Below are 25,373 nucleotides of genomic sequence, written 5' to 3'. Positions count from 1 at the left end.
CGGTGGTTCTGATTCTGCAGATCAACTGCCTCCCGCTAACTCCATTCGCCGGAACCGGAGGATTTCCTTCGCATAGTTTCCCGCGGCTTCATTCTCGGACACAGGCTGCCACCCGGAGGTCCAGCAGCAACCAAATGTCCCATTCAAGTGCAGGTTCTGCCCATCTGGCCACTGCGCGAAGCAGCGGACTACCTACCCGAATCCAGTGGCGTATAACCAACTTCACAACTGTTAAGCTTGCTCGCAGTCCAGGGTGACGAACAAATATAGCTGGTCAATATATCTGCGATAACCTCTTTCAGCGGTCTCGTTCTCCTTCGAAGCAGGCCGTCTCCTTCGAAAAACCGAAGGGATCTGCTCATGAAAGGTGCAGCCGTGGCGAACGATTCCGCGCAACTGAAAACCGTTTCCGATGGAACGAATCTTGAGCGCGGACTGTCCAGCAGGCACATCCAGCTCATGGCGATCTCCGGAGCGGTCGGCACCGGATTGTTCATGGGCTCCGGCAAGACCATTTCCGCTGCTGGCCCGTCGGTCATCTTCGTATACATGATCATCGGCTTCATGCTCTTTTTCGTCATGCGTGCCATGGGCGAGATCCTGCTCAGCAACTTGAACTACAAGACCTTCGCAGATTTTGCCGGCGATCTCTTGGGACCTTGGGCTGCCTTCTTCACCGGCTGGACCTATTGGTTCTGCTGGGTCGTCACCGGCATTGCGGACGTAGTCGCGATCGCCCAGTATGTCGCCTACTGGTGGTCCGAGATCCCGCTATGGCTCCCGGCGCTATGCTGCATCCTGCTATTGGTCGGGCTGAACCTGCCCACCGTCAAGGCTTTTGGTGAAACCGAGTTCTGGTTCTCATTGGTGAAAATCGTTGCAATCCTGGCATTGATCGTTTGCGGCTTGGCAATGATTGCCACCGGATTCAGTTCTCCCGAGGGAGACACCGCCTCTTTCGCCCACTTGTGGGCGCACGGTGGCATGTTCCCCACTGGTTTCATGGGCTTCGTCGCAGGCTTCCAGATCGCCGTTTTCGCCTTCGTCGGCATTGAATTGGTAGGTACGGCTGCGGCTGAAACCAAGGATCCTGAAAAGAATCTCCCGAAGGCCATCAATTCCATTCCGCTGCGCGTGATCCTGTTCTACGTCGGTGCCTTGACCGTCCTGATGGCCGTCACCCCCTGGTACAAGTTCTCCGCTGATGCATCGCCATTCGTTGGCATGTTCTCGATGGCTGGCTTGGCCGCAGCTGCAGGTCTGGTCAACTTCGTCGTGCTGACGGCCGCCGCTTCAAGTGCAAATTCCGGAATCTATTCGACATCGCGCATGCTGTACGCCCTGTCGCAGGATGGAGATGCTCCGCAGAAGTTCAGCAAGCTTTCTGCCACGCAGGTGCCACGCAATGCGTTGCTATTCTCCTGCATCTTCCTTCTTGCTGCCGTCGTGCTGTTGTACGCGGGTGACTCCGTAGCCCAGGCCTTCACGTTGGTGACCACGGTGTCTGCCCTGTGCTTCATGTTCGTCTGGTCAATGATCCTTATCAGCTATTTGGCCTTCCGCAAGCGCCGCCCGCAGCTGCATGATGCCTCCAAGTTCAAGGTCCCCGGCGGCATGGGAGCCCCCTACATGGTCCTAGCCTTCTTCGTATTCGTCCTGTGGGCATTGACCACGCAGGCCGATACGCGTGCTGCGTTGCTGGCTACGCCCCTGTGGTTCCTTGTAGTTGGAATGTTCTACCTGAAGGTGCGCAAATCCGATGGCCATCAGGCCCTGCGCGCAGCACATCGGGCAAAAGTCCGCGCGGAGAACGAGGCCGCTGCAATCCATCGGCGAAGCTAGGCCCTTTGCAAAGGATGCCAAGGCCTAATTGTGCCGGGCAACTACATATTCGTAAGGGATATCCCGGCCGACGAGTAAGACTTCTAGCAACCCCAGGCTTTCTCCGTACCTCTGATAAGCCAATGGCACCTGCTTGCGGATTCCGGTACTGATCTTGGAGAAGTACAACAGTGTTCCGTCCTTCCAGCGGCCGGTGTGCCCGTGGGCGAAAACCTCATTCCATTCCAGCACGGACGCAGAAAATCCGTTGAGCATCTGAATGCTGTCATCCATGTCCAGCCCTCGAACAAGGAATTCTGGGTGCCCGATGCGACTCAGGCCAACGGTGTAGGCAAGCGATGGGCTGATCCGGTCCGACTCAACAAAAATCACTTCATGTCCGTAGTCGCGGATCCGCTGGTCGATCAGGGCTTCCAGTTGCTTGCGTGTCATGCCATTGCACATATCGCACATGGTCAAGTTCCTTTCCTCTGCCTGCTCATCTTTTGACGATGCGGCGCAGTTCCTAGTGAGCCGACTGTTGCTGGATCACGGCGAAGTCCCTGGGTTCCGTGCAATGCAGAGTTCTTATCGGGATGTCGCCAAGGATCAGACTGGTGAGGGGAAGAGTGTTCAGTTCCGACTCTGGCTCCGAGAAAATGAGCTCGCTAAATAGCGATGTGTTGTGGGTACCTTCGGAAAAGACTTGTCCATGCTCGACGACTTGTGATGCCAGATGCGTGAGAAGCCCAAAAACATCATCTTCGTCTCCACCGATACTGACGATTTCAGGATGCCCTCGTTTCGCCAATCCCAGTGTGTACCCCAGGACCTGTTGCTGCCTTGCCATAGTGCTGAGCACTACGGCATACCCCTTCTCTGATATTTCGCGCAGCGCAACAACGCCAAGTAGCTGCATTTCGGGCAACGAGCTGCGGACACTGAGATGGACGCCTTCAGGATTACTCATCGCATTCCTCCTTGGTTGATCTGATGCCAGCAAGTGTGGCGCGAATTCATCGCCCCGGCAGGAACTTTCTACGATTGTGGATATCCCGAGACAACGGCCTCAGAATAGGCCGGCGCATGAAAAAAGCACTGCCCGCAACGAGTCGTTGCAGGCAGTGCTTTTTCGCCAGCTTCTTCTACTTGGCTTTTTCTGCTTCCGCAGCCACAGCCGCGGCAACAGCAGGCATCACGCGGTCATCAGTTGCCGAAGGAATGATGTAATCTGCTGCCAGATCATCGCCAACCAGGTTGGCAATGGCATGGGCCGCGGCGACTTTCATGCCCTCGGTGATCTTCTTGGCGCCCGAGTCCAGGGCGCCGCGGAAGATGCCCGGGAAGGCCAGCACGTTATTGATCTGGTTCGGGAAGTCGCTGCGGCCAGTGGCCACCACGGCCGCATACTTCGCGGCAGCATCCGGCATGATTTCCGGGGTCGGGTTGGACAGCGCGAAGATGATGGCGTCCTTGTTCATCTTCGCCACGGCAGCTTCTTCGAAGGTCGACGAGGAAAGTCCTACTACGACATCCGCGCCGTCCAGTGCCTCGGCCAGGCCACCCATGACATCTTCACGGTTGGTGCGGCTGGCCAGGTCGGCCTTGACCGGATTAAGGTCGTCTCGATCGCGGTGGATGGTGCCACGCGAGTCGAGCACGATGACGTCATCCACGCCGGCCGAAAGCAGCAGGTTGGTGACGGCGACGCCAGCCGAACCGGCACCGGAGATGACGACCTTCAACGAGCTGATGTCGCGCTTGGTCTGGCGGGCCGCGCCGATCAGAGCTGCCAGCACCACCACCGCGGTGCCGTGCTGGTCATCGTGCATAACAGGGATATCCAGCGCCTCGATCAGGCGCTTTTCGATTTCGAAGCAGCGCGGGGCGGAGATGTCTTCCAGGTTCACGGCGCCGAAGCTCGGACGCAGGCGAATGACGGTTTCGACGATTTCATCGACGTCGGTGGTGTCCAATACCAACGGGATCGAATCCAGACCGCCGAATTCCTTGAACAGGGCGCTTTTGCCTTCCATGACCGGAAGCGAGGCAGCCGCACCGATGTTGCCCAGGCCCAGCACAGCGGTGCCGTCCGAAACGACAGCGACCAGACGGGAGGCCCAGGTGTGGGTGGCGTGCTTGGCTGGATCATCTGCGATGGCCTGGGATACCTTGGCGACACCCGGAGTGTAGGCGATGGACAGGTCGCGCTTGGTGTTCAGCGGCATTTGCGATGAGACGGAAAGCTTGCCGCCAAGATGGGCGTCGAAAATCTCTTCGTCGGTGATGGCGGACAGGTCTTTAGTGGATTCAACAGACATTGAATAGCTCTTCTTTCAAGAAAGTTCTGATTGACGAAAACGCAGTACCCACGAAATTGGTGGCAGAGCGTAGGAACGCGCATGACCATTCATCCGACCGCAATGGAGCGTGACCCACAGGCAATTAAGGAGGGCGTCAGGCTTCCATGTACACAATTCCCAGAGGGGCTCCGCCGGGTGAGGCTGAAGGATCCGTCATGGTGTGCCGGAAGATGGCTGGTCAGTACTTTCTTTAGACCTACGTTTTCCACCATACGGGAACCGCTTGGCGCTGTACAACCCCCATTCGTCGCATCTGTGTCATAAAGGAGTTGCGACAGGCAGTCCATTTGCAGCGTCATGAGGTGCACCCGAAGGACATCTCAGGCAAAATAAGGGCCATGGCATCACCGACTTCAGCACTGGGCAGGGTCCGCACCTTCGAGGCGTTAGATGAGAAGACCACCGCGCGGCTACGCCGCGCGCTGGACGAGTCGGATGACACGACCGTGTTCGTCAACGGCACCGCGTTGAAGTTGCCCAAAGAAGCGCACCAGGCGCTGATCGAGGTGCTTTCACGGTTTGCAGATGGCGAGTCCGTCAGCATCGGCACACCCGAGCTGCTCCTTAATACTTCCCAAGCAGCCCAAATGGCCGGAATCTCCAACAGCTACCTGCGCAAGCTGGCCGACGCCGGGATCATTCCAGTGGAATACCGCGGCACCCATCGCCGCATTCGCCCAAGCGCCATCCAGCAGTGGCTGGATTCCCGCACCGAAACCGAGAAATGAGCCAACCAGTCAGCGAATCCGCCAGCGCCCCGCAGGAGGTCGTTTGGTGGGATCGCCTGCTCATCCGGGTCCCGGGCTATTCCCTGTTCGCATGGCTGGGCGCTTACGGCATGTACCAAGCAGGGGACATTACCTTGGGTACCGCAGCGCTGCTCTTTTTCGCCCTCGCCCTTCCCTTGCTGGCCGGTTGGCAGATCTTCCAGGTCCTGCGCAGCCGCCGGCGCATCCAGTTATGGCGAAACGCCCAGCGGATCTCCCAAGGCAGTTTGGGTGTTCCCAACGTGGCCGAAATCCGCGCGAAGCTCGACCGGATTATCAGCATCCGGGCTCATGGCCCGGAACCGAAGAAGCCACGTTTCGGCGGCCTTGCACTTTTCGCAATGATCCTCGGGATCGCCGGGATAGCCATCACTGCGGGAATCTTGCTGGCGAAGCTTGGCCTTGCCGGCCTGTCGACGTTCGTCGTTATCGGCTTGCTTGTGGTTGCCCTGCGTCCGTTGCAACTCATGGGCGTCCAGAACCGGGCGTACCGAGCAGTGGTTTCTATTCCCAGGAAGATCGCCGAGGTTCGCAACCTGGTGGTGCGGGAGCGCCAGGTTTCCAGCGGGCAACGCAGCACGCAAGCTGCCGACAGTGCGCTGGATTCGTCCCTGATGATCATCGATGCTGCCATTGCCCAGTTCCGGTCCGGAAAATTCCGGGCCTCGGCGGACTGCGTCGATTTGCTGGTCCTCCTGGCCGGGCAGTGCTGGCTGCCCGGCAGCAAGCCCCGAATTCTAGCCGAGACACTTCATAGCCGCGTCAATGCGGCACTGGGCCAGCTGAGTATCGAGGAACGCAACGCCTCGCGCTGGAGCAGAGAATCACGTTGCTGAAAGCGCAGGTCTTGCCAAGCCTTGAATTTCCTGCTGGAATACCAAAGTATTCTATTTGAAAACAATTCTTGTGCCGCACCCAGCGCAGGAACCCCGCTCCCCCGCCCCGGGAGCCTTGCCGAGGAGAACCATGACCACCGCATCAGAATCGCTGACCACTTCGCACGAATCCTTGCTATCCGAGCGCGCGGCCGGAATCAAGCAGTCCGCGGTGCGCGACGTATTCGAGCTCTCCTTGGACCCTTCCCTGGTATCCCTGGCCGGAGGCAACCCCTACCTGCAGCTGCTCCCGCTGGAAAAGGTCGGTGAAATGGCCCGGCGCATCATCGTCGAGCAGGGTCCCGAAGCATTGCAATACGGCTCCGGACTTGGCACTCCTGAACTGCGTGCACAAATTATCGATGTCATGGCAGCTGAAGGCATCACGAACGTGGGGGTCGAAGATGTCGTGGTCACCAACGGCTCCCAGTCAGCACAGGACATGGCCTGCAAGGTCTTCTGCAATCCCGGAGACACTGTGCTCTGCGAAGATCCGACCTATGTCGGGGCCCTGAATACCTTCGAGGCCTACCAGGTGTCCGCCCGCCCCGTGGGCACCGATGCAAATGGCTTGATTCCTGACGCCTTGCGTGCGCGCATCGCCGAATTGCGCGCCGCCGGCGAGCGCATCAAATTCCTCTACACCATCCCGAACTTCAACAACCCATCAGGGATCACTCTGGCGGCCGAACGCCGCCAGGAAATCGTGGACATCTGCCGCGAAGCCGGCATCCTGATCCTGGAAGACAACCCGTACGGAATGCTGCGCTACGAGGGAACCCCTGCGCCTACCCTGCGGAGCCTGGACCCGGAAAACGTCATCTACATGGGTTCCTTCTCCAAGATCTTCGCGCCCGGCCTGCGCATCGGCTGGGCAGCGGTCCCGACCCACCTTTTCCGCCGCTTCTACCTGGCCGGCGAGGCGGTAGCCCTGTGCCCACCGACCTTGAACCAGATGATCATCAGCGCCTACCTCAACGAGCATGATTGGAAGGGGCAGATCACCAAGTACAACGACCTGTACCGTTCCCGCCGCGACGCGATGCTCGAAGCATTGGCCAAGTACCTGCCGGCAGGCGTCACCCATACTCGTCCCGAAGGCGGCTTCTTCGTTTGGTTGACCTTGCCTGAAGGCATTGACACCTACGCGTTGCTGCAGCAGGGCGTGAAGGCCGGGGTCATCTTCATCCCAGGCGCGGCATTCAGCCCGAGCGGCCAAGCCGACAACAAGCTGCGATTGGCTTTCTGCTCCGTTGACGAGAAGACCATCGACGAAGGCGTCCAGCGACTGTCGGGCCTGCTCAGCAACGAGATCTTCAAACTCTAAGTCCGGAGGCTTGTACCGGGAGCTCACGGCCCGGTACAAATGGCCGCCCTTGCATCCTTGATGGGAAGCTTGCTGTCCGCCTCCTGGCCAAGTCCGCACAGTTCCAAGCCGGGGCCTGGATCTCCGGCTAGCCCTGCGCAATCCGTGATTCCACGGAAATCTCAAGCAGCTTCTGCTCGGTCGCTTTCAAGACACGGTGCGCAGGCCATATCGCCCGCAGCTCGCGCAACAGCGCCGGCCCATCAAACGGGATCTCGACGAGCAGCCCCTGCTCCAACTGGCTCTCTACCGCCAAATGGCTGAGCACAGCGGGCCCCATTCCGCGCGCCACGCACTGGCAAATCGTTGCGTTCGAGTTGAAGACAGCGACCGGATTCGGGCGTTCGGCATGGGCAATGTAATCCAAGAATGCCCGGGTGCCGGAGCCTTCCTCGCGTTCTATCAGCGCCGTGCTTTGCAATTCGTGCAGGCTCAGCGGTTCCTTCCGTTGTGCCCAAGCATGTGAAGGCGACGTGACCACGAGCATTTCATCGTGAAGTACCTGCCGGCTTTTCAGGCCCAGAGGAATGTGCGGGGTTTCCACGAATCCTAGTCCCAATTCCTCCTGCTGCACTGCACGAATAACATCTTGGGAATTCATGATCTTCATTCGAGGGATGACTCGTGGCAGGGCACGATGCAGTAGTCCGATCCAATTTGGCGCCAAGAATTCAGCCACCGTCATGCTGGCTCCGAATTCCAGCTCTCCCTCTCCGGTTTCAGCCAGCGAGCGCGCGCCAGCGGCGAAGGTTTCCAGGCTGTCCAGGACTTCACGAGCCCATTGGACGGTCAGCACTCCCTCTGCGGTCAAGCGCGATCCGGTGGTCTTGCGTGCCACAAGCTGGTATCCCAGCCGGCGCTCCAACGTTTTCAATGCGCGGGTGGCATTTGGCTGCGCCATCCCGGCCGCACGGGCACCGGCGCTCAGGCTCCCGTGATCGGCGATGCCGACCAGCAACTCCAATGAGGAGGGTTGAATCCAGCGGGCAATGTCTTCGAGAGATGACGAGCTGCTTTCCATATCATGATCATATGTCCGCGATAGCAAGAAGTGGCATACCGCAATTCTCCAAACCGGAGAACAATTATTTCCATGCACGACTCCACAAGTCCCGTCAAAGAATCTGCCACCTCCAAACGTGACCAGTCCGGACATCGAAAACCTGCTTCGCGTTTCGCTCCGGCTCTTCCGGGACTGCTCCTCTGCCTTGCCGCCGGCATCTTGTGCATGTTCGCCAGCCGCTACATCCATGGCCTGAGCGCCCTGCTGCTAGCTATCCTGCTCGGTGCGCTGTGGCGCAATCTTGCCCCGGTCCCGCAGGCTTTTGCCCCCGGCACGGCAATTGCCGGCAAGAAGCTGCTGCGCCTGGGCATTGTGCTGCTGGGCTTGCAGCTCTCGCTGGGCACCATCCTCGGCCTGGGCCCCGGGGTACTGCTGGTGGTGGCTCTCTCGGTTGGCATCACGTTCTTGGCCACCTTGTGGATCGGCAAGAAGCTCGGCATGGATCTGCCGCAGCGCCTGCTCATCGCCACCGGCTTCTCCATCTGCGGTGCCGCCGCGGTCGCAGGTGCCGAGAATGTCGTCAAGGCCAAGCAGGATCAGGTCGCCACCGCGATCGGGCTGGTAGTGCTCTTCGGGACATTGATGATTCCGCTCATGCCCGCGGTGGGCTTGCTGCTCGGGCTGGATGAACGCAGCATCGGCATGCTCATCGGCGCGTCCACCCATGAGGTCGCACAAGTCGTCGCCGCCGGCGGTTCGGTAGGTGCCGGCGCCTTGGCCGTGGCGGTGACCGTCAAGCTGGCCCGGGTGGTCCTGCTGGCTCCAATCATTGCCGGCGTCGGCGTCTTCATGCGGCGGCGCCAATCGGTGCAAGGCGGCAAGAACCCGCCACTGGTGCCGCTGTTCGTGCTCGGGTTCCTGGTGGCAATGCTGCTGCGCACCACCGGGCTGGTTCCCGAGGCGTGGCTTGCAGCTGCGGCCAGCGCGCAGACGCTCCTGCTTGCCGCGGCCATGTTCGCCTTGGGGCTCGGGGTCCACCTGCGCAGCATCGTAAAAACCGGCGGACGTTCATTGCTGCTGGGGTTGCTGTCCACCTTGGTGATCATCGCCGTGTCGATCGGCGGAACCCTGCTGTTCCCGCCGGCCTAGGCATGGCAGCCATGCGGGCCCGCCGCACCTATTTCGCGCTCCAGCCGCCATCCATGGTGTAGGACGCTCCGGTCACCATGCCCGCGGCATCCGCACTGAGCCAGGCCGCCAGCGAAGCGACTTCCTCTGGTTCAACCAGGCGCTTGATGGCCGATTCGGCAAGCATGATCTTCTGGATGACATCCGACTCGTCAATGCCATGCGAATTCGCTTGATCGGCAATCTGCCGCTCCACCAATGGGGTACGCACATAGCCCGGGTTGATGCAGTTGCTGGTGATCCCATAGTCGGCACCTTCCAATGCAGTGACCTTCGACAGTCCCTCCAACCCGTGCTTGGCCGCAACGTAGGCGCTCTTGAATGCGCTGGCCCGGAGTCCGTGGATCGAAGAAATATTGATGATGCGGCCGAAGCCGCGCTCGCGCATGCCGGGCAGTGCTGCCCGGATCAGCAGGAACGGCGACTCCAGCATGAGCCGATGGATCAGCCTCCAGGCTTCGGGGTCGTACTCATGGATTGGAGCCACCCTTTGCACGCCGGCGTTGTTAATCAGGATGTCGGTATCCACGCTGAGATCTTCCAGCGACGCGGTATCCGAAAGATCCACAGCCCATGCTTTTCCGCCGAGCTCGCGGGCCGCTTCTTCAGCGGCCTGTTCATTGAGGTCGGCAATCGTCACGGTGGCACCGGCGTCGGCCAATGCCCGGGCACTGGCCAGGCCTATGCCGGAGGCGCCACCGGTAACCAAGGCGCGGCGCCCCTTTAACCCCTGGGGCCATGGGCCAATTTGTTCCGCCATTGCGCTCATCCTCTGCTCGGCTCCCCTGCGGCTTCCAGTTGCGATGCCCGCAGCTTCGCGCAGGTCTCTGTGATTCAAACTAGGCTCCGTCAGGAATCCGGTCAACGGCATTTGCTGTGCAGATTCCGCAGGTCAATGTGCAAGCATGCACAGCGGCTTCTGCCGGTTGCCCGTTTGCTGTGCGCTGGAAGCTAAGCTGGCTCTCGAAGGCTATTTTCACTTCCAAGAGCCAAGGACATGGTAGGCAATGACGACTTCCCCGATACCTGCGACTCCCGCCGAGGTCCCGATCCGCAAAGCGGCCAGTGTTTTGCTGCTGCGCGAGGCAGCTGGCGGGTTTGAGGTTTTCGTCCAGCATCGCGTGAACACCATGGACTTCGCAGCCGGCATGGTGGTTTATCCCGGCGGCCGCGTTGATGCCCAAGACGGCCAAGCGGTGGCGGCAGGAGAGCTGGATCCCGCCTTGCTCAGCGAGCACGCCCGGCAATGGGCGCGCACCTCGATCCTTGGGGAAGGACCAGATCGCGCGGAGCATCTGGCCGGGGAGATCCTGGTCGCAGCACGTCGTGAAGTCTTCGAGGAGACAGGGCTGCTGCTGGATCCTGGCCAACTGCGCCCCTGGGCCAATTGGGTCACCCCAGCCGGTTTCCCGCGGCGGTTCGATACGTACTTCTTTGTCGCGGCCTTGCGCCCCGGCCAGGAACCAGTCCACCAGACCACCGAAGCGGTGATCTCCACATGGATCAGCCCCCAGGAGCTCTTCGCTTCCCTGGAACGCGGCGAGATTAAAATGATGCGCCCCACCCAGCGCACCTTGCGGGATGCGATGGAGCAGGGCGGCATCGAGCAGATCATTTCCAGCGAGCCGGCCATCTCATCGGTTCATCCGGATCCCCGCGATTCCCTCTCGGGAAACGCTGTGCGGAATTCGGAAAAGCAGTTCAACGCCTGATTGCCGCCGGTCAGGATTCCAGCAGCGTGCGTCCAACGATGAGCGACATGATCTCGTTGGTGCCTTCCAGGATCTGGTGCACGCGCAGATCCCGCGTGATCTTCTCCATCCCGTAGTCCGCGAGGTAGCCGTAGCCGCCGTGCAGCTGGATAGCGCTGTTGGCGGCGTTGAACCCGGCGTCCGTGGCCATCTTCTTGGCCATCGCGCAGAGGCGGACGCGGTCCGGGCTCTTCGCGTCCAGTGCGGCGGCGGCACGGCGCAGCAAGGAGCGGGCGGCTTCCAGCTCCATGTCCATTTCGGCCAGCTTGAAGACCAGCGCTTCCTGTCTGGTCAGCGGTCCGCCGAAGGCCTGGCGCTCCTTCAAATACAGCGCCGACTTCTCCAGCGCGCTCTGCCCGCCACCCAGCGAGCAGGCCCCGATGTTCAGGCGGCCGCCATTGAGTGCCTGCATGGCCATGGAGAATCCCTGGCCTTCCTCGCCCAGCAGGTTGGCGGCGGGAATGCGCACGCCTTCCATGATCACCTGGCGAGTGGGCTGCGCCTTCCAGCCCATCTTCTTTTCGTTCGGCCCGAAGCTCAGGCCCTCGGCATCCCCGGGAACAAGGAAGGCGCTGATGCCGCGCGAACCGGTATCAGCGGTACGGGCCATGACGATGTAGAGCGCCGAGCTTCCAGCTCCCGAGATGAATTGCTTGACGCCGCTGAGCACATACTCGTCACCGTCCTTGCGGGCACGGGTTGACAGGGCCGCCGCATCGGAGCCGACTCCGGGCTCGGTCAGGCAGTAGGAGCCCAGGTCGTCCATGGCGGTCATCGATGGCAGCCATTTGGCGCGCTGCGCGTCGTTGCCGAAGGTGTCGACCATCCACACGACCATGTTGTGGATGGAAATGTAGGCGGCCAAGGTCGGGTCGGCCTTGGCGAGTTCCTCGAAGACCAGCACCGCATCGCTGCGGCTCAGACCGGATCCGCCATGATCTTCAGAAACATAGATTCCGCCCATGCCCAGCTGTCCGGCTTCGGCCAGCACATCCACCGGGAAGTGCTGTTCCTGGTCCCACTTCAGGGCATTGGGAGCAATCCTGGTCTCGGCGAAATCATGGACCATCTCGATCAACGACTTCTGGTCTTCGCTTACTTCAAACAACACCGGCTCCTTTGCCTGCACCTTGCGTCTTTGACCTCAGTCTATGTGACGCAAGATACAATGAGGGCCAATAGGATGAGTTCCGAAGCATTCATTTCGAAAGAGTTGGGCTAAGCGCATGCAAATCCGGACAAGCACCGCCGGGGATTGGCCTGGGATCTTCGGCTTCTACCGCAAAATCATGGATGAGGGACAGACCTACGCCTTCCCCCAAGGCCAAACCCTTGAAGAAGCCCGCCCCTGGTGGATGGAGACGCTACCAGGGCAAACGGTCGTTGCCGTGGCAGATGGCAGGATCATCGGCTCGGCCAAGATGGGGCCAAACAAGCCCGGACGGGGAGCCCACATAGCCACCGCGTCCTTCCTGGTCGATCCGGAATGCCGCAATCGCGGCGTGGGACGAGCACTGGGCGAATACGTGATCGACTGGGCCCGGCAGGAAAATTATCACGGTATCCAGTTCAATGCGGTCGTCGAGACCAATGAAGCCGCAGTGCGTCTATGGCAATCGCTGGGCTTCAAGATCCTGGGCACCATTCCGGGCGCCTTCAACCATCCGACCAAGGGGCTGGTGGGCCAGCACTTCATGTTCCTGCCGCTGCGTCCTGCTGCTCCACCTGGCCATTAGCCGCGCGCGTCGAACCGCTCACGGGCAGCGAGCACTTTGGGCACATGCTCCTCGGACCACAGGCGCAGGATTTCCATGGGTTCCAGGATCCCGCGTCCCAATTCGGTCAGCTCGTAGTCGACCCGCACCGGCACCTGGGCATATACGGTGCGCTGCACCAGCCCGTCACGCTCCAGGTTGCGCAGGGTATTGGTGAGCACCTTCGGGGTGACCGCGCCGATGCGCTGGCGTAATGCAGAGAAACGTTGCGGGCCGCCAGCCAGGGACAGGAGGACCAGCGGAGTCCATTTATCGCCTAGGCGCTGCATGATTTCACGTGAAGGGCATTGCTGCACGAACACGTCAAAAGAGCCATGGCTATCCATGAGGAAACCTAGTTTCGTTGTAGTGGGCGGTATCTAAAAGATACCATTGTGCCGGACCCAATTTCCCAAGGAAAGAGAACACCATGAAGATTGCAGTTTACGGAGCTACCGGCATGGTCGGCTCGGAAGTCGTTGCCGAAGCCATTTCACGCGGCCATGAGGTCACCTCGGTCTCCCGTTCGGGCAAGGGAATCGACGGAACCACCACCGTGGCCGCCGAGCTGGGCGACGGGGCAACCTACCGCGACCTGGGAAAGAACAACGACGTGCTCGTCATTGCCGTACCGCCATCGCGCACCGGTGGCGACCACCAGGAATACCTGGATGCCTTCGAGCAGATCACCGAAACCCTGGTCCCAGCCCGCCTGCTGGTTGTCGGCGGCGCCGGCGCTACCGAGGTAGACGGCGTCCGCCTGGTCGACACCCCGGGCTTCCCGGAGGAATACAAGGCCGAAGCCACCACCTGCGCCGAGGTCTACGACATGTTCACCTCGGTTTCCGGCATCACCTGGACCGTCGCGGCTCCAGCCCCGGTGATCATGCCTGCACGCCGCACCGGCAGCTACATCCTGGGCACCGATTCGCCAGCAGGCGACTTCGTTTCCTCCCAGGACTTCGCCGTGGCCATCCTCGATGAAATCGAAAGCCCGGTCCACCAGAACCGCCGCATGACCGTGGCCAGCGAAAAGTAGATCCCCTCGAGGATCTCCGCTAGCCAGGTTTCGTCGGATCGGAGCGATTCGCTCCGATCTGACGAATGCGTTCCAGATGGCTAGAGTTGGTTTGGTCATCACCACTAGTTCATCGAGGTAAGCCCTTCCCCATGCAACGAAACTCGCGCGCGTCCAAGATCCTTGGCTGCGCTATCGCGCTCCCGCTCCTTGGATCCCTTCTAGCCAGCTGCTCGGCAGGTGCAGGACCCGATGCCCCCGCAGAGGAGGCGAAGCCGGTTGCCGGCGGCACCCTGGTCTATGCTTCGGGCGACGCCGAGCCGGCCTGCCTGGATCCGCATGTGGGCGGCAACTACCCGCAAGCCCTGGTCGCAAGCCAGTACCTCGAATCCCTGTTCACCAAGGATGCGGACGGGAAGATCATCCCGTGGCTGGCCGAAAGCACCGAAGTTTCCGAGGACGGCCTGACTCGCACCATCACCCTGCGCGATGGGATTTCCTTCACCGACGGCACGAAGCTCACCGCCAAAGCCATCGAAGCCAACATCGAGCACCTGAAGGATCCGAATACCGCGTCCTCCACCGGCTACCTGGCCGTGGGCAAGGTCGTGGATATCGAGATCGCCGATGAGCTCACCGCCAAGCTGACGCTCTCCGCCCCGGATAACGCGCTGCTGGAATCGCTGTCCATGCCATGGACCGCCATCGAATCCCCCAAGGCGCTGGAACGCGACCAGGCTACCAACTGCGCCTCACCGGTAGGCACCGGCCCGTTCAAGGTCGAATCCTGGGAGCACCAGAAGGCCGTGAACCTGGTCCGCAACGAAGACTACGTGCCGCCGGTCAAGAACGCGGAGCGCTCCGATTCCAAGGCCTATCTGGAGGCCATCACCTGGCGCTTCATCCCTGAGGCCGCCACCCGCTATGCAGCCCTGGTCTCGGGCGAAGTCGATGTCATCGACAACACGCAGCCGGACACCATCGCCACGGCAAAGCAGGACGGCTCGCTGGGCCATCTGGACGCCCCGCGCCCGGGTGCTTCCAACCGCCTGGAGCTGAACAGCTCCAAGGCGCCATTCGATGACCAGCGCGTTCGCGAGGCGTTCATCCGCTCCGTGGATGCCAACGCCGGCGTCAAGGCCCTCTATTTCGGCACCACCGAGCGCAGCTACTCGCTGCTGTCTTCAGCCGAACCGCTGGGCTACTCCGATGAATCGCTGTTCACCACCGACGTTGCCAAGGCCAACGCGCTGCTCGATGAAGCAGGCTGGAGCGAACGCGACGCCGAGGGCTACCGCGTGAAGGACGGCAAGCGCCTATCGCTGGACTTCCCGGTCTCCACCAACCAGTCGGTTCCTGCCGAGCAGTCCCTGTTCGAGCAGTTCCAGGCCCAGGCCAAGGCCGTGGGCTTCGAGGTGAAGATCCAGCTGCTGGACCTGTCCAGCTGGTACGGCGCCCTGGCCAAGCACGATTACAACTTGGTCTCGGCTCCCTACACCAAGGTCGGCCCGTCGGTGCTGCGCATCTTGTACCACTCCGACTCGACCGTCCCTGCGCCATCGGGCTACTTCGCCAACAATGCGCAGGTGAAGAACGAGAAGCTCGATGGGATCCTGGCCCAGGCCGAAGAGGCCAATGATGAAGCCCAGCGCGCTGCGCTGTACGAGCAGGCCCAGAAGCTGGTCCTGGAGGGCTACTACGTGCTGCCGCTCTACGACCAGCAGAACCACTTCCTCTACGGCAAGAACGTGCACGGCATCGGCGCCACCACCGCGGTGTCTTCGCCGGTCTACTACGACACCTTCATCACCAAGTAGCACCCCATGGGCACGATTGCTTGGGCCGGGCGCAAGATCGGCGGCGCGCTGGTGGTGCTGTGGCTGGTGGCCACCGCCATCTTCATCGCCATCCGGCTGATCCCCGGCGACCCGGCCGAAGCAATCATGGGCGGCCCCGGTTCCCAGGCCTCGGCCGAAGCGCTGGCCGCGGCCCGCGCCGAGTACGGACTGGACCTGCCGCTCATCTCCCAGTACCTGATGTACCTGGGCAAGCTGGCCACCTTGGACTTCGGCACCTCCTATTCGCTCAAGCAGCCGGTCGCCGGCATCATGGGCGATCTCCTGCCCAATACCCTCTGGCTTGCGCTGCTGGCCCTGGCGGCCGCCTGGGTGCTGGCCCTGGGCTTCGCGGCATCGGCCATGCGGGCCAACCGCTTTGGCGCATGGCTGGGAAATATCGTGGAGATCATTGCCGCCGCCGTGCCGCACTTCTGGCTCGGCGCGGTGCTGATCATGCTCTTCTCCTCGATGCTCGGCTGGCTGCCGGCCGTGGATAACGGCACCGCCCAGGGTTTGGTACTTCCCGTGCTGACCTTGGCATTGCCGCTGGCCGGGTTCCTCACCCAGCTGATGCGCGATTCGCTGAGCGCAGCCCTGGGCAGCCAGTTCGCGCTGGCCGCGCGTGCCCGTGGCGAAAGCCGGCTGGCGGTCTTCTGGCGCCATGGCTTGCGCCATGCCGCCTTGCCTGCCCTGGGCCTGACCGGCTGGGCTTTCTCCTCGCTGCTTTCCGGCGCGGTGGTGGTCGAGGCGATCTTCGCCCGTCCGGGCCTGGGGCGCTCGCTGCTTTCTGCGGTGCTGGCCCGCGACATCCCGATGGTCACCGGCATCGCGCTCTTCTCCGCGCTGGTCTACATCGTGGTCATGGCGATCACCGAAGGCATCGAGCGAGCCATCAATCCGGCAGGGGCGAGCTCATGAGCCGCACCGCAAGAATCTTCGCCGCCGCATTCATCGCCTTGTGGGTGCTCATCGCGCTGGTTCCTTCGGTGCTGGCCCCGGGCGATCCATTGGCTATCAACCCGGCCGAGGCATTCAGCAAACCCGGCGCCGCGCATTTCTTCGGCACCGACGAATCGGGCCGCGACATCTATACCCGTGTCATCCATGGTGCCCGCGACTCGTTGGCTATCGGCCTGGCGGCTACGGGATTGGGCATGGGATTGGCCATCGTCTTGGGCACAGTTGCGGCATTGTCCCCGCGCTGGCTCGACGAGATCATCCTGCGCGTGCTCGAAGCGCTCTACGCGATTCCGTCCTTGCTGATGGCACTGCTGATCATTGCCTTCACCGGCCCCGGTGTCGGTCCGGCCATCGTCGCGGTGGGCCTGTCCACCGCACCGGGATATGCCCGGCTGGTGCGCAGCCAGATCCGCACGCTGAAGAGTACGGAAATGCTGGAGGCAGCCACCGTGCTGGGCCGCGGCTCGTGGCTGCTGGTCCGCAACCATTTGGTTCCCAACGCCCTCAAGCCCCTGCTGGCTCTGGTGACCTTGGGGATCGGCCAAGCCGTGATCTGGGCTGCTGCCCTGTCCTTCCTGGGCTTGGGCACTCCCCCGCCAGCTCCCGAATGGGGTGCCATGCTTTCGGCCGGGCGCACCTACCTGCACTTCGCGTGGTGGATGAGCTTGTTCCCCGGCTTGGCGATAGTTGCCGTGGCCGCAGGCGCCACGCTGATTGGCCGCGCGCTGGGCGGAAGGGCAAGGACAGCATGAACGAGCAAGCACTGATTACGGTCAAGGACCTTTCGGTCCGTTTCGGTTCCGCCGTGGCGGTGAAGAACATTTCCTTCACCGTCCAGGCCGGACGTTGCCTCGCATTGGTCGGCGAATCCGGGTCGGGCAAATCCGTCACCGCCCGCAGCCTGCTGGGACTGTCCGGAGGCATCGCGAAAGCCGACGAGCTGACTGTCTGCGGGCAGGACGCCTTGGAGCTCGCCGACCGCGGCTGGCAGCAGATCCGCGGGAATTCGGTGTCCATGATCTTGCAGGATGCGCTGATGGCGCTCGATCCGCTGCGCCCGGTGGGCCGGGAAATCGGTGATGCGCTCAAGGCGCACGGCAAGATGTCCAAATCCGAGCGCCAGCAGCGAGTGCTCCAGGTGCTGGAATCCGTGCGCATGCCCGAGCCCGGGCGCCGTGCCAAGCAGCGTTCCACCGAGCTCTCTGGCGGCATGCGCCAGCGTGCCCTGATTGCCCAGGCCCTGGCCGGCAACCCGCAGGTGGTCATCGCCGATGAGGCAACCACCGCCTTGGACTCTGCGCTGACAGCACTGGTCCTTTCGCAGCTGCGCGAGCTCAAGGAGCAGGGCCGCGGCGTGCTGATGATCAGCCACGATCTGGCCCAGGTAGCGCATTTGGCCGACGACATCGCGGTGATGCGCAACGGTGCAATCGTTGAGGCCGGCAGCACCGGGCAGATCCTGGGCGACCCGCAGCACGAGTACACCCGCCAATTGCTGCGGGCCGTGCCTTCGGGGATACCGCGCTTCGCCCCGTTGTCGGCAGCCAGCAAGCCGTTGACGGCACCACCGCCAGAAGCACCCGCCACTACTGTCCCCGCGTTATCAGTCACGCAGCTGTCCAAAACGTTCGGCAAGCACCAGGCCGTGGATGCGATCAGTTTCGAACTGCCCCGGGGCAAGACCCTGGGCGTTGTCGGCGAATCCGGGTCCGGGAAGACCACCACCGCGCGCATGGTGCTGGGCTTGCAGAAGCCTGATGCAGGCAACATCAAGCTGCTCGGCGAGCACTTTGCCCCGGCCCTCGAATCCCAGCGCCGAAAGCTGCGCGAACAAATGGGCGCGATCTACCAGAACCCGTTGGGGTCTTTCGATCCGCGCTATTCGGTGGGGCAGCTGCTGGCCGATGCGCTGAGCCGCGGCAAGTCCAAGCGCGCAGCCGAGTACCGCAAGCCGGTGGCTGAACTGCTCGAACAAGTGGAGCTGTCCACCGAATTGCTGGGCCGCAACCCGCGCGAGCTTTCCGGCGGGCAGCGCCAGCGCTTGGCGATTGCCCGTGCGCTAGCGCCCAAGCCGCAGGTGCTGGTCCTTGACGAGCCGGTCTCGGCCTTGGATGTATCAATCCAAGCCACGGTGCTGGACCTGCTGGATCGGATCCAGCTGGACACCGGAACCAGCTACCTGTTCATCAGCCATGACCTGTCGGTGATCGAGCACATGAGCGACTCCGTTGCAGTGATGCATGAAGGCAAGATCATCGAGCAGGGCTCTACTGACCAGGTCTTCAGCGCCCCGCAGCACGATTACACGAAACTGCTGCTCTCGGCGATGCCGCGGTTGCGCTAGACCAGATCGACCATCTGGTCCTTGACCTGCTTGCGCAGGATCTTGCCCAGCAGCGAGCGCGGCATCTCATCGATCTGCACGATGCGCTTAGGCACCTTGTAGGCGGCCAGCAGCTCGCGGCAGTGGGCGCGCAGCGCGTCCTCGTTCAGCCCGCAGCCCTCTTCGAGCTGCACCGCGGCAACCACCATTTCGCCGCCGCGGGCCAACGGCTTTCCGAAGACCGCGGCATCGGCCACGTCAGCGTGCTGGCGCAGGGCGATCTCGACCTCAGTCGGTGAAACGTTGAAGCCGCCGGTGATGATCAGCTCCTTGGCGCGGTCCACCACCTGGGCGAAGCCGTCCTCGTCGACGGTGACCACATCGCCCGAACGCAGCCAGCCGTCCTCGGTTTTGGCCTTGGCCGTTTCCTCCGGGTTGTTCCAGTAGCCCTGGAACACCTGCGGGCCCTTGATCAGCAATTCGCCCGGTTCTCCCTGGGCCACTTCCCGGCTCGGGTCCTCCACGTCCACGACCTTCATCAGTGTCGAGGGGAAGGGCACGCCGATGGTGCCGGTGCGGCGGCTGGGGTGGAACGGGTTGCCCAAGGCCACCGGCGAGGACTCGGTCATGCCGTAGCCTTCCACCAGCAGGCCGCCGGACATCGATTCCCACAGCTCCACCACATGGTCGGGCAGGTTCATCGCCCCGGAGATGCAGTACTTGGCGCTCTTCAGCGAGACGCCGCGCTCCTTGGCCGCCAGGGCGGTGCGCTCGTAGATCGGCGGCACCGCGCAGTACACGGTGGCCGGGGACTTCTTCCAGGCATCCAGGATCATCTGCGGATCAAACTTCGGGAAGAGCACCAGCAGGCCCTGCTTCTTCACGCCGAAGGTCAGGTACAGGGTCATGCCGAAGGCATGGAACATCGGCAGGATCGCGTAGAGGATTTCCTCGCGCTCCTGCGCCCCGAGCATCCAGGCCTCGCCCTGCAAGGCGTTGGAATAGAGGTTGAAGTGGGTGAGCATGGCGCCCTTGGGGTGGCCGGTGGTCCCCGAGGTGTACTGGATGACCGCCAGATCATCGACATCCGGATGCGGGTGGTTCGCATCCAATTGCGCACCGGAGAGCAGGTCCTTCCATGCGACGGTGCCCGAGGTGCGGGCCGTGAGCGACGCCTTGGTCTCGCGCAGCTTCTTGACCGGCAGGTTCAGCGCCAGGCGCTTGACCGCGGGGAAGGCTTCGAGCAGGTTGACCGAGACGATCGAGTCCAGCTGCACGTCCTTGGGGAATTCCTGGACGTTGGCCACGACCTTGTCCCAGGCAATCGCGATGCGCGCCTGGTGGTCCTCGAACTGGTGGCGCAGTTCCCGCGAGGTGTACAGCGGGTTGTGCTCCACCACGACGGCGCCAAGGCGCAGGATCGCGTAGAAGGCGATCACGTGCTGCGGGCAGTTGGGCAGGATCAGCGCAACGCGGTCGCCGGCGCGCACGCCGAGCTTGCGCAGGCCCTCGGCGGCCTTGGCTACCTGCGCGCCCAGATCGGCGTAGCTGGTGCGGCGGCCGAAGAACTCGGTCGCCGGACTATCGCCGGCTTCACGCACGGAGCGCTCGAACATGCGGCTGAGCGGTTCGGTGGGCAGCTCGATTTCGGCCGGGACTCCCGGCTGGTAATTTGCCACCCATGCGGGCGCAGCACTATTTTCCATACCTCCAATCATGCCCTGTTACGGGACATGGCGCGATTCCAGGTCTTCCCGGGTGCAAACGACGCGCTGCAGGTGGCGGATCCGCCCGCTGGCGTCAATGCCCCGGCACCGCACAGCTGGGATTTTCCTGCGAACACCCGGAGCAGGGCAGCGATCGGCGATAGCGTGTGCGTGATTGCACGGCTACGCAACTACCGGGAGGCATCCATGCCAGCACGCCGAAGCAAACGGCTTCCCATCACGCGCCGGCGCGCGGGAACCGGCTTCTTCTACCTGGAAGGGGCACGCACGGTGAAGGACCAGCACCTGCTGGATCGGATCAGGCAATTGTCGATCCCGCCGGCATGGAAACAGGTCCAGATCGCTGCCAGTGCGCGGGCCAAGGTCCAAGCTCGCGGAATCGATGCGGCAGGACGCACCCAGATGATCTACCACCCCGATTTCCGCGAGCGGCAGGATGCCGCCAAATTCGACCGGTTGCCGGCGTTCGGCCGCGCACTGCCCAATCTCCGCCGCCAGCTGCTGCGGGATCTGCGCCGGGGAAGAAACGACAAGGACAGGGTCACTGCGGCCGTGGTCCTGCTGCTGGATCTGCATCTGCTGCGCATCGGCACGCACGCCTACTCGCGTTCCAACCAATCGTTCGGGGCCGCTTCGCTGCGAGCCAAGCATCTGGAGGTCCAAGGGCATTGCGCCACCCTCGAGTTTCCCGGCAAGAGCGGCCAGCAGCAGCATGTGAAAATCAGGAGCCGGCGACTGGCACGAGTACTGGTCCAATTGCGCGATCAGCCGGGCTACGAGCTTTTCCGCTACCTGGATGACGATGGGCACTCGCACCTGCTCCAGCCTGCGCAAATCAACCGGTACCTCGAGGAGCATCTGGGTAGCGGATTCACCGCCAAGGACTTCAGGACCTGGGGCGGCAGCTTAGCGGCTTTCAGGGCACTGATCGAGGCTCCCGCCTCGGCTATGGCTGCCGATGATGCCAGGAATCTGCGCAAGCTGGCCATCGAGCAGGCCGCCGGAAAACTGGGCAATACTCCCGAAATCGCGGCCGGCTCCTATATCGATCCCCGTGTGCTGGAGCTGGCGGACGATCCGGAAAAATTGGCGGCGCTGCGCCGTTCCAAACGGCAGCTGGGGACCAAGAACCATTTGGATCCGGCTTCGCGCTGCCTGCTGCGGTTCCTTGAAAGGGCCAGCTAGGTTCAGAATCTAGAAGTTCAGTCCGCGGGCCGCTACATCCCATACCTCGCTGGTGCCGTCCTCATGCACTGCCAGCACGTTGTCGACCAGGTTCACCGCGACGCAGACATGGTTCGGGATGACGTGGAGCTGCTCGCCGTGGGCCGGCAGGTCCAAGTGCTCGGGCCACAGCACGGTGGCGTGATGCTCCGATAGTGCGCTGATGCGGGCTTCAGGGCACTGGGCGATGCGCCCGTATCCGGTGGCCCAGGCCGGGCGGTCGCTTCCGAGCACCTTGCTGCCGGCGTCCAGCACGATGCGCCGGGGAATCTGCCCATCGCCTTCATGGCGGCTGATCACGGTGGAGGCGACGGTCAGGGAAATATCCTCCCAGCGCACGCGCCCCAGCTCGAACTGCTGCGCATCGCCGAAGACGTATACCCCTGGACGCACCTCGGTCAGCACCGAGTTGTCGCTCAGTTCGGCGGTCGGGGTGGAGCCCCCGCTGATGCGCTTGATGGCATGCCCGGCCTCGCGCAGCAGGCACGCCGCTTCGGCCAGGGCCTTGTGCTCATCGTTGAGTGCCGCGTCGATGCCGTCCGGCGAGTAGCTGTGGCCGGGGAAGGTGAAGATCCCATGCACGCGCATGCCTGCCGCACGGGCGGCATCGGCTATTTCCACCGCGCCTTGCGGGCTGGTGCCGCTCCGATGATGGCCGCTGTCGATCTCGATGACGAGCTTGATCTTGGAGGCCTTCTCCCCCAGCATCCTGGCCATCTGCTGCACGGCCTGGACAGAGTCCGTGCCGATGCTCAGCTTGGCACGGCGCATCAGCTCCAGGATGCGTGCCGCCTGGGATTCATTGACCCACAAAGGGTAGGCGATGAAGATCTTCGCGACCCCGTGCAGCGCAAACGCGAGGGCTTCGCCGACAGTTGCCACGGTGAGTCCGGCGGCACCGGCGTCCATCTGGCGTTCGGCGATTTCATGCATCTTGTGCGTCTTGGCATGCGGGCGCAGTTTCAGGCCCTGGCTCGCCACCCGGTGGGCCACCCGGTCAATGTTCTGCTGGAGCTTCGCTACGTCAACGATGACCTGCGGGGTGTTGATTCCGGCCGGGATAGTGCCCAAATTTTCCGTCCTTCTGCACTTGGCTGCGTCACGGGGAATCCTGGAAATAGGCATTCCCGCCGATCTGAAAGATTACCGCAGGAAGCTTTGTACAGGGGAAGGAAAAAAACTAGCGTGGCAGCGTGCTTGACCGGGCCGACAGCTTGGTGGACAACTCATGCGCGTGGTGCAGCAGCAGATTGCCCAGCTCTTCGCGGCGGTCCGCTTCAAAACGCGTGTGGATCCCGGTCAGGCTCAGTGCCCAGGCAGGCTGTCCCGAGTTGTCGAAAACCGCAGCACCCATGCCCCAGCTGCCCTCGACGATCAAGCCGGGGTTGACCGAATAGCCCAGCTGGCGGGTTTCGGCGACCTTTTTGCGCAGCTCTTCGCGCGAATGCGCCGGCCCATATCCTGGCTCTAGATCGGCATCGCGCAGGTAGCGCTCAATGCCCTGTTCAGGCAGGAAAGCAAGGATCGCGATTCCGGCCGACGCGACTCCCAGCGGGAAGCGCCGTCCTTCATACAGCACGAACGAGCGGATGGGAAAGGCTCCATCCTGGCGCAGCAAACACACGGTTTCGTCCCCTCGCCGCGCCGAGAGGAACGCACTTTCCCCGGTCGCCTCGGCCAGCGCGGCAACATGCTCGCGGGCCAATTCGCTGATGTCGTAGCGCTCGGCTGCCACCGCGCCCATGAGGTAGAGCTCGGGGCCAAGCAGCCAGCGGCCGGTGCGATGATCGTGGTCGCAGAATCCTTCGGTGGCCAACGCGCTGAGCAGGCGATGCACGGTGGGCCGGGCCAAACCGGTGCTCCGGGCCGTTTGCGTCGTGGTGATGCCCTCGGGCATTGCGGTGCTCACGGTGCGAAGCACGGCGGCCAGCCGCCCTACGACTTGGGTTCCAGCCGGGGAATTGCTCATGACCACATTATGGACGATCGGTTACGGGCCGGATAATTCCCGCTTCATACTTTGTCGCCGTACCCCTGTTGCTATCGAGCTGGTCGGCGGATAATTCAGCACATGGAAAATACATGGCAAATCGTCATCGACTGCGCCCGCCCGCAAGCAATGGTCCGGTTCTGGGCCGAAGCCTTGCGCTACGTTCCCGAGCCTGCCCCGGACGGGCATCCCACGTGGCGCGCCTACTGGCAGTCCATGGGCGTGCCGGATGATGAATTGCCGCCCGGAACCGGTGATGAACCGGAGTCGCTGGTCGATCCGCAAGGTGGTGGGCCAAGGATTTGGTTCCAGCAGGTACCGGAGGCCAAGAGCATCAAGAATCGCCTGCATCTGGACTTGCTGGTCAGCGGCGGCCGCGGCGTTCGCTTCGAGGAACGCAGGCAAATCATCACCGACGAGGCAGAGCGCCTGGTGGCCCTGGGGGCCAAAGTCCGCACCGTTCACGACATGCCGGAGATGGGCCATTTCGCTATCTGCATGCTCGATATCGAAGGCAATGAGTTCGACATCGTCTAGCCCTCTCAGATGTGTCCATAATATGGGCCGCTTGGCCATTCCTCCTCACCATCCGACCAGTTACCCGGCAATGCACCGGGTCTATTGCATGCTCACCTGCGACTACGTACGTTAGAGGATAAGCAGATCCGCGCTCCACATAGTGGACACATGGAGGAATCGATGACAACGAAGTTTCGGGATGACGCAGCCGCCGCCTTGGCTGCCGTCGTCAAGGATGGCATGACCATTGCAGTGGGCGGTTTCGGCCTCTCCGGCATCCCCAACCGCCTGATCACCGCACTGCGGGATTCGAAGGCAACCAACCTGACCATCGTGTCTAACAACATGGGCGTAGACGGCAAAGGGCTGGGCATCCTGCTGGAAAATAAGCAGGTCTCCAAGGTCCTGGCCTCCTACGTCGGGGAGAACAAGCTGTTCGCACAGCAGTTCCTCGATGGGGATCTGGAAGTTGAATTCTGCCCGCAGGGGACCTTGGCCGAGCGCTTGCGCGCTGGCGGGGTGGGCATTCCCGCCTTCTTCACCCCCACCGGCGTGGGAACTCCGATCGCCGAAGGCAAGGAAGTCATGGAATTCAACGGCAAGCCAGCGATCCTCGAGCGTGGAATCTTTGCCGATATCGCACTGGTCAAGGCGCACCAGGCCGACGCCGAAGGCAACCTGCGCTACCGGATGACCTCGAAGAACTTCAACCCGCTGGCTGCCATGTCCGGCCGCCATACCTTCGCCGAAGCCGAGGAAATTGTCGAGGGCTACCTGGATCCGTCGCTGGTGGAGACCCCCGGCATCTTTGTGCAGACCCTGGTGCAGGCCGATGCGGTCAAGGACATTGAACAGCGCACCGTGCGCAGCCGACAGGAGGCCTGAG

General features: G+C 62.3%; 25 protein-coding genes. 15 read left to right on the top strand and 10 right to left on the bottom strand.

Annotated features, from left to right (window positions below; translation table 11 throughout):
• Window positions 1–360: 360 nt before the first annotated feature.
• Entirely contained in the window at window positions 361–1,842 is a 1,482-nt protein-coding gene (gene cycA / locus ACP3TE_RS10645; protein WP_105656256.1) for a D-serine/D-alanine/glycine transporter, read from the top strand.
• Window positions 1,843–1,866: 24 nt separating this feature from the next.
• Here the strand turns inward: cycA and ACP3TE_RS10640 are convergent, their stop codons facing one another.
• The 3 genes from ACP3TE_RS10640 to ACP3TE_RS10630 form a co-directional block, all read right to left on the bottom strand.
• Window positions 1,867–2,274: a DUF4262 domain-containing protein gene (locus ACP3TE_RS10640; RefSeq protein ID WP_181148764.1), complete on the bottom strand. Its 408-nt coding sequence runs from the start codon at window positions 2,272–2,274 to the stop codon at window positions 1,867–1,869.
• A gap of 73 nt (window positions 2,275–2,347) precedes the next feature.
• On the bottom strand, window positions 2,348–2,791 hold the full coding sequence (locus tag ACP3TE_RS10635; RefSeq protein WP_426733500.1) for a DUF4262 domain-containing protein: 444 nt from the start codon (window positions 2,789–2,791) through the stop codon (window positions 2,348–2,350).
• A gap of 175 nt (window positions 2,792–2,966) precedes the next feature.
• On the bottom strand, window positions 2,967–4,142 hold the full coding sequence (locus tag ACP3TE_RS10630) for an NAD(P)-dependent malic enzyme (protein WP_105656253.1): 1,176 nt from the start codon (window positions 4,140–4,142) through the stop codon (window positions 2,967–2,969).
• A 380-nt stretch (window positions 4,143–4,522) separates the two neighbouring features.
• Here ACP3TE_RS10630 and ACP3TE_RS10625 point away from each other — a divergent pair, with 380 nt between their 5' ends.
• From ACP3TE_RS10625 to ACP3TE_RS10615, 3 genes are all read left to right on the top strand, one after another.
• Window positions 4,523–4,912 (top strand): helix-turn-helix domain-containing protein, encoded by a 390-nt coding sequence (locus ACP3TE_RS10625; RefSeq protein WP_105656252.1) that lies wholly within the window; start codon window positions 4,523–4,525, stop codon window positions 4,910–4,912.
• Window positions 4,909–5,787 carry a hypothetical protein gene (locus ACP3TE_RS10620; protein ID WP_402741613.1) on the top strand — a complete coding sequence of 293 codons (879 nt, stop codon included), beginning with the start codon at window positions 4,909–4,911 and terminating at the stop codon, window positions 5,785–5,787. Before ACP3TE_RS10625 ends, ACP3TE_RS10620 begins: the two co-directional genes overlap by 4 nt.
• Window positions 5,788–5,917: 130 nt before the next feature.
• Window positions 5,918–7,153, top strand: a complete 1,236-nt coding sequence (locus ACP3TE_RS10615; RefSeq protein WP_402741612.1) for a PLP-dependent aminotransferase family protein — start codon at window positions 5,918–5,920, stop codon at window positions 7,151–7,153.
• Between the two features lie 127 nt (window positions 7,154–7,280).
• Here the strand turns inward: ACP3TE_RS10615 and ACP3TE_RS10610 are convergent, their stop codons facing one another.
• Entirely contained in the window at window positions 7,281–8,213 is a 933-nt protein-coding gene (locus ACP3TE_RS10610; protein WP_332594975.1) for a LysR family transcriptional regulator, read from the bottom strand.
• 72 nt (window positions 8,214–8,285) lie between these two features.
• Here ACP3TE_RS10610 and ACP3TE_RS10605 point away from each other — a divergent pair, with 72 nt between their 5' ends.
• On the top strand, window positions 8,286–9,344 hold the full coding sequence (locus ACP3TE_RS10605) for a YeiH family protein (RefSeq protein WP_332727528.1): 1,059 nt from the start codon (window positions 8,286–8,288) through the stop codon (window positions 9,342–9,344).
• Window positions 9,345–9,372: 28 nt separating this feature from the next.
• Here the strand turns inward: ACP3TE_RS10605 and ACP3TE_RS10600 are convergent, their stop codons facing one another.
• Window positions 9,373–10,143: a 3-hydroxybutyrate dehydrogenase gene (locus tag ACP3TE_RS10600; protein WP_332498844.1), complete on the bottom strand. Its 771-nt coding sequence runs from the start codon at window positions 10,141–10,143 to the stop codon at window positions 9,373–9,375.
• 247 nt (window positions 10,144–10,390) lie between these two features.
• Between ACP3TE_RS10600 and ACP3TE_RS10595 the strand changes: the two genes are divergently transcribed.
• The gene (locus ACP3TE_RS10595) at window positions 10,391–11,095 is read left to right on the top strand and encodes an NUDIX hydrolase (protein WP_426733497.1); all 705 of its coding nucleotides are present in this window, start codon (window positions 10,391–10,393) and stop codon (window positions 11,093–11,095) included.
• Between the two features lie 10 nt (window positions 11,096–11,105).
• On the opposite strand, the gene ACP3TE_RS10590 is transcribed toward ACP3TE_RS10595, so the two are convergent.
• Window positions 11,106–12,242, bottom strand: coding sequence for an acyl-CoA dehydrogenase family protein (locus ACP3TE_RS10590; RefSeq protein ID WP_332488881.1), 1,137 nt, complete (start codon window positions 12,240–12,242; stop codon window positions 11,106–11,108).
• A 118-nt stretch (window positions 12,243–12,360) separates the two neighbouring features.
• On the opposite strand from ACP3TE_RS10590, the gene ACP3TE_RS10585 reads away from it, so the two are divergent.
• A complete protein-coding gene (locus tag ACP3TE_RS10585; protein ID WP_332504326.1) occupies window positions 12,361–12,870 on the top strand; it encodes a GNAT family N-acetyltransferase in 510 nt (169 codons plus the stop codon).
• Here the strand turns inward: ACP3TE_RS10585 and ACP3TE_RS10580 are convergent.
• The gene (locus ACP3TE_RS10580; protein WP_426733494.1) at window positions 12,867–13,235 is read right to left on the bottom strand and encodes a winged helix-turn-helix transcriptional regulator; all 369 of its coding nucleotides are present in this window, start codon (window positions 13,233–13,235) and stop codon (window positions 12,867–12,869) included. The two genes, ACP3TE_RS10585 and ACP3TE_RS10580, sit on opposite strands and share 4 nt — an antisense overlap.
• Before the next feature lie 83 nt (window positions 13,236–13,318).
• Here ACP3TE_RS10580 and ACP3TE_RS10575 point away from each other — a divergent pair, with 83 nt between their 5' ends.
• The 5 genes from ACP3TE_RS10575 (at window position 13,319) to ACP3TE_RS10555 (ending at window position 19,048) form a co-directional block, all read left to right on the top strand.
• A complete protein-coding gene (locus tag ACP3TE_RS10575; protein ID WP_133834063.1) occupies window positions 13,319–13,927 on the top strand; it encodes an NAD(P)-dependent oxidoreductase in 609 nt (202 codons plus the stop codon).
• Window positions 13,928–14,058: 131 nt separating this feature from the next.
• Window positions 14,059–15,723 carry an ABC transporter substrate-binding protein gene (locus ACP3TE_RS10570; RefSeq protein WP_105656242.1) on the top strand — a complete coding sequence of 555 codons (1,665 nt, stop codon included), beginning with the start codon at window positions 14,059–14,061 and terminating at the stop codon, window positions 15,721–15,723.
• A 6-nt stretch (window positions 15,724–15,729) separates the two neighbouring features.
• Window positions 15,730–16,662, top strand: coding sequence for an ABC transporter permease (locus ACP3TE_RS10565; RefSeq protein WP_105656241.1), 933 nt, complete (start codon window positions 15,730–15,732; stop codon window positions 16,660–16,662).
• Window positions 16,659–17,456, top strand: coding sequence for an ABC transporter permease (locus tag ACP3TE_RS10560; protein WP_426733492.1), 798 nt, complete (start codon window positions 16,659–16,661; stop codon window positions 17,454–17,456). Before ACP3TE_RS10565 ends, ACP3TE_RS10560 begins: the two co-directional genes overlap by 4 nt.
• Entirely contained in the window at window positions 17,453–19,048 is a 1,596-nt protein-coding gene (locus ACP3TE_RS10555; protein ID WP_426733490.1) for a dipeptide ABC transporter ATP-binding protein, read from the top strand. Before ACP3TE_RS10560 ends, ACP3TE_RS10555 begins: the two co-directional genes overlap by 4 nt.
• Here ACP3TE_RS10555 and ACP3TE_RS10550 read toward each other — a convergent pair.
• Window positions 19,045–20,733, bottom strand: coding sequence for a long-chain-fatty-acid--CoA ligase (locus ACP3TE_RS10550; RefSeq protein WP_105656238.1), 1,689 nt, complete (start codon window positions 20,731–20,733; stop codon window positions 19,045–19,047). The two genes, ACP3TE_RS10555 and ACP3TE_RS10550, sit on opposite strands and share 4 nt — an antisense overlap.
• Before the next feature lie 27 nt (window positions 20,734–20,760).
• On the opposite strand from ACP3TE_RS10550, the gene ACP3TE_RS10545 reads away from it, so the two are divergent.
• The gene (locus tag ACP3TE_RS10545; protein WP_105656237.1) at window positions 20,761–21,939 is read left to right on the top strand and encodes a DNA topoisomerase IB; all 1,179 of its coding nucleotides are present in this window, start codon (window positions 20,761–20,763) and stop codon (window positions 21,937–21,939) included.
• Between the two features lie 9 nt (window positions 21,940–21,948).
• Here the strand turns inward: ACP3TE_RS10545 and ACP3TE_RS10540 are convergent, their stop codons facing one another.
• Together ACP3TE_RS10540 and ACP3TE_RS10535 are read right to left on the bottom strand one after the other, a co-directional pair.
• Window positions 21,949–23,049 (bottom strand): alanine racemase, encoded by a 1,101-nt coding sequence (locus ACP3TE_RS10540; RefSeq protein ID WP_105656383.1) that lies wholly within the window; start codon window positions 23,047–23,049, stop codon window positions 21,949–21,951.
• Window positions 23,050–23,158: 109 nt separating this feature from the next.
• A complete protein-coding gene (locus ACP3TE_RS10535) occupies window positions 23,159–23,947 on the bottom strand; it encodes an IclR family transcriptional regulator (protein ID WP_105656236.1) in 789 nt (262 codons plus the stop codon).
• 102 nt (window positions 23,948–24,049) lie between these two features.
• Between ACP3TE_RS10535 and ACP3TE_RS10530 the strand changes: the two genes are divergently transcribed.
• Window positions 24,050–24,505 (top strand): VOC family protein, encoded by a 456-nt coding sequence (locus ACP3TE_RS10530; protein ID WP_133834072.1) that lies wholly within the window; start codon window positions 24,050–24,052, stop codon window positions 24,503–24,505.
• A gap of 162 nt (window positions 24,506–24,667) precedes the next feature.
• Entirely contained in the window at window positions 24,668–25,372 is a 705-nt protein-coding gene (locus ACP3TE_RS10525) for a CoA transferase subunit A (protein WP_332502959.1), read from the top strand.
• The last annotated feature ends 1 nt before the right edge of the window (window position 25,373 follow it).

The sequence above is a fragment of the Glutamicibacter sp. 2E12 genome (genome assembly GCF_050030965.1).
Taxonomy (GTDB): Bacteria; Actinomycetota; Actinomycetes; order Actinomycetales; family Micrococcaceae; genus Glutamicibacter.
This window is presented reverse-complemented; position numbering and strand designations above follow the sequence as displayed.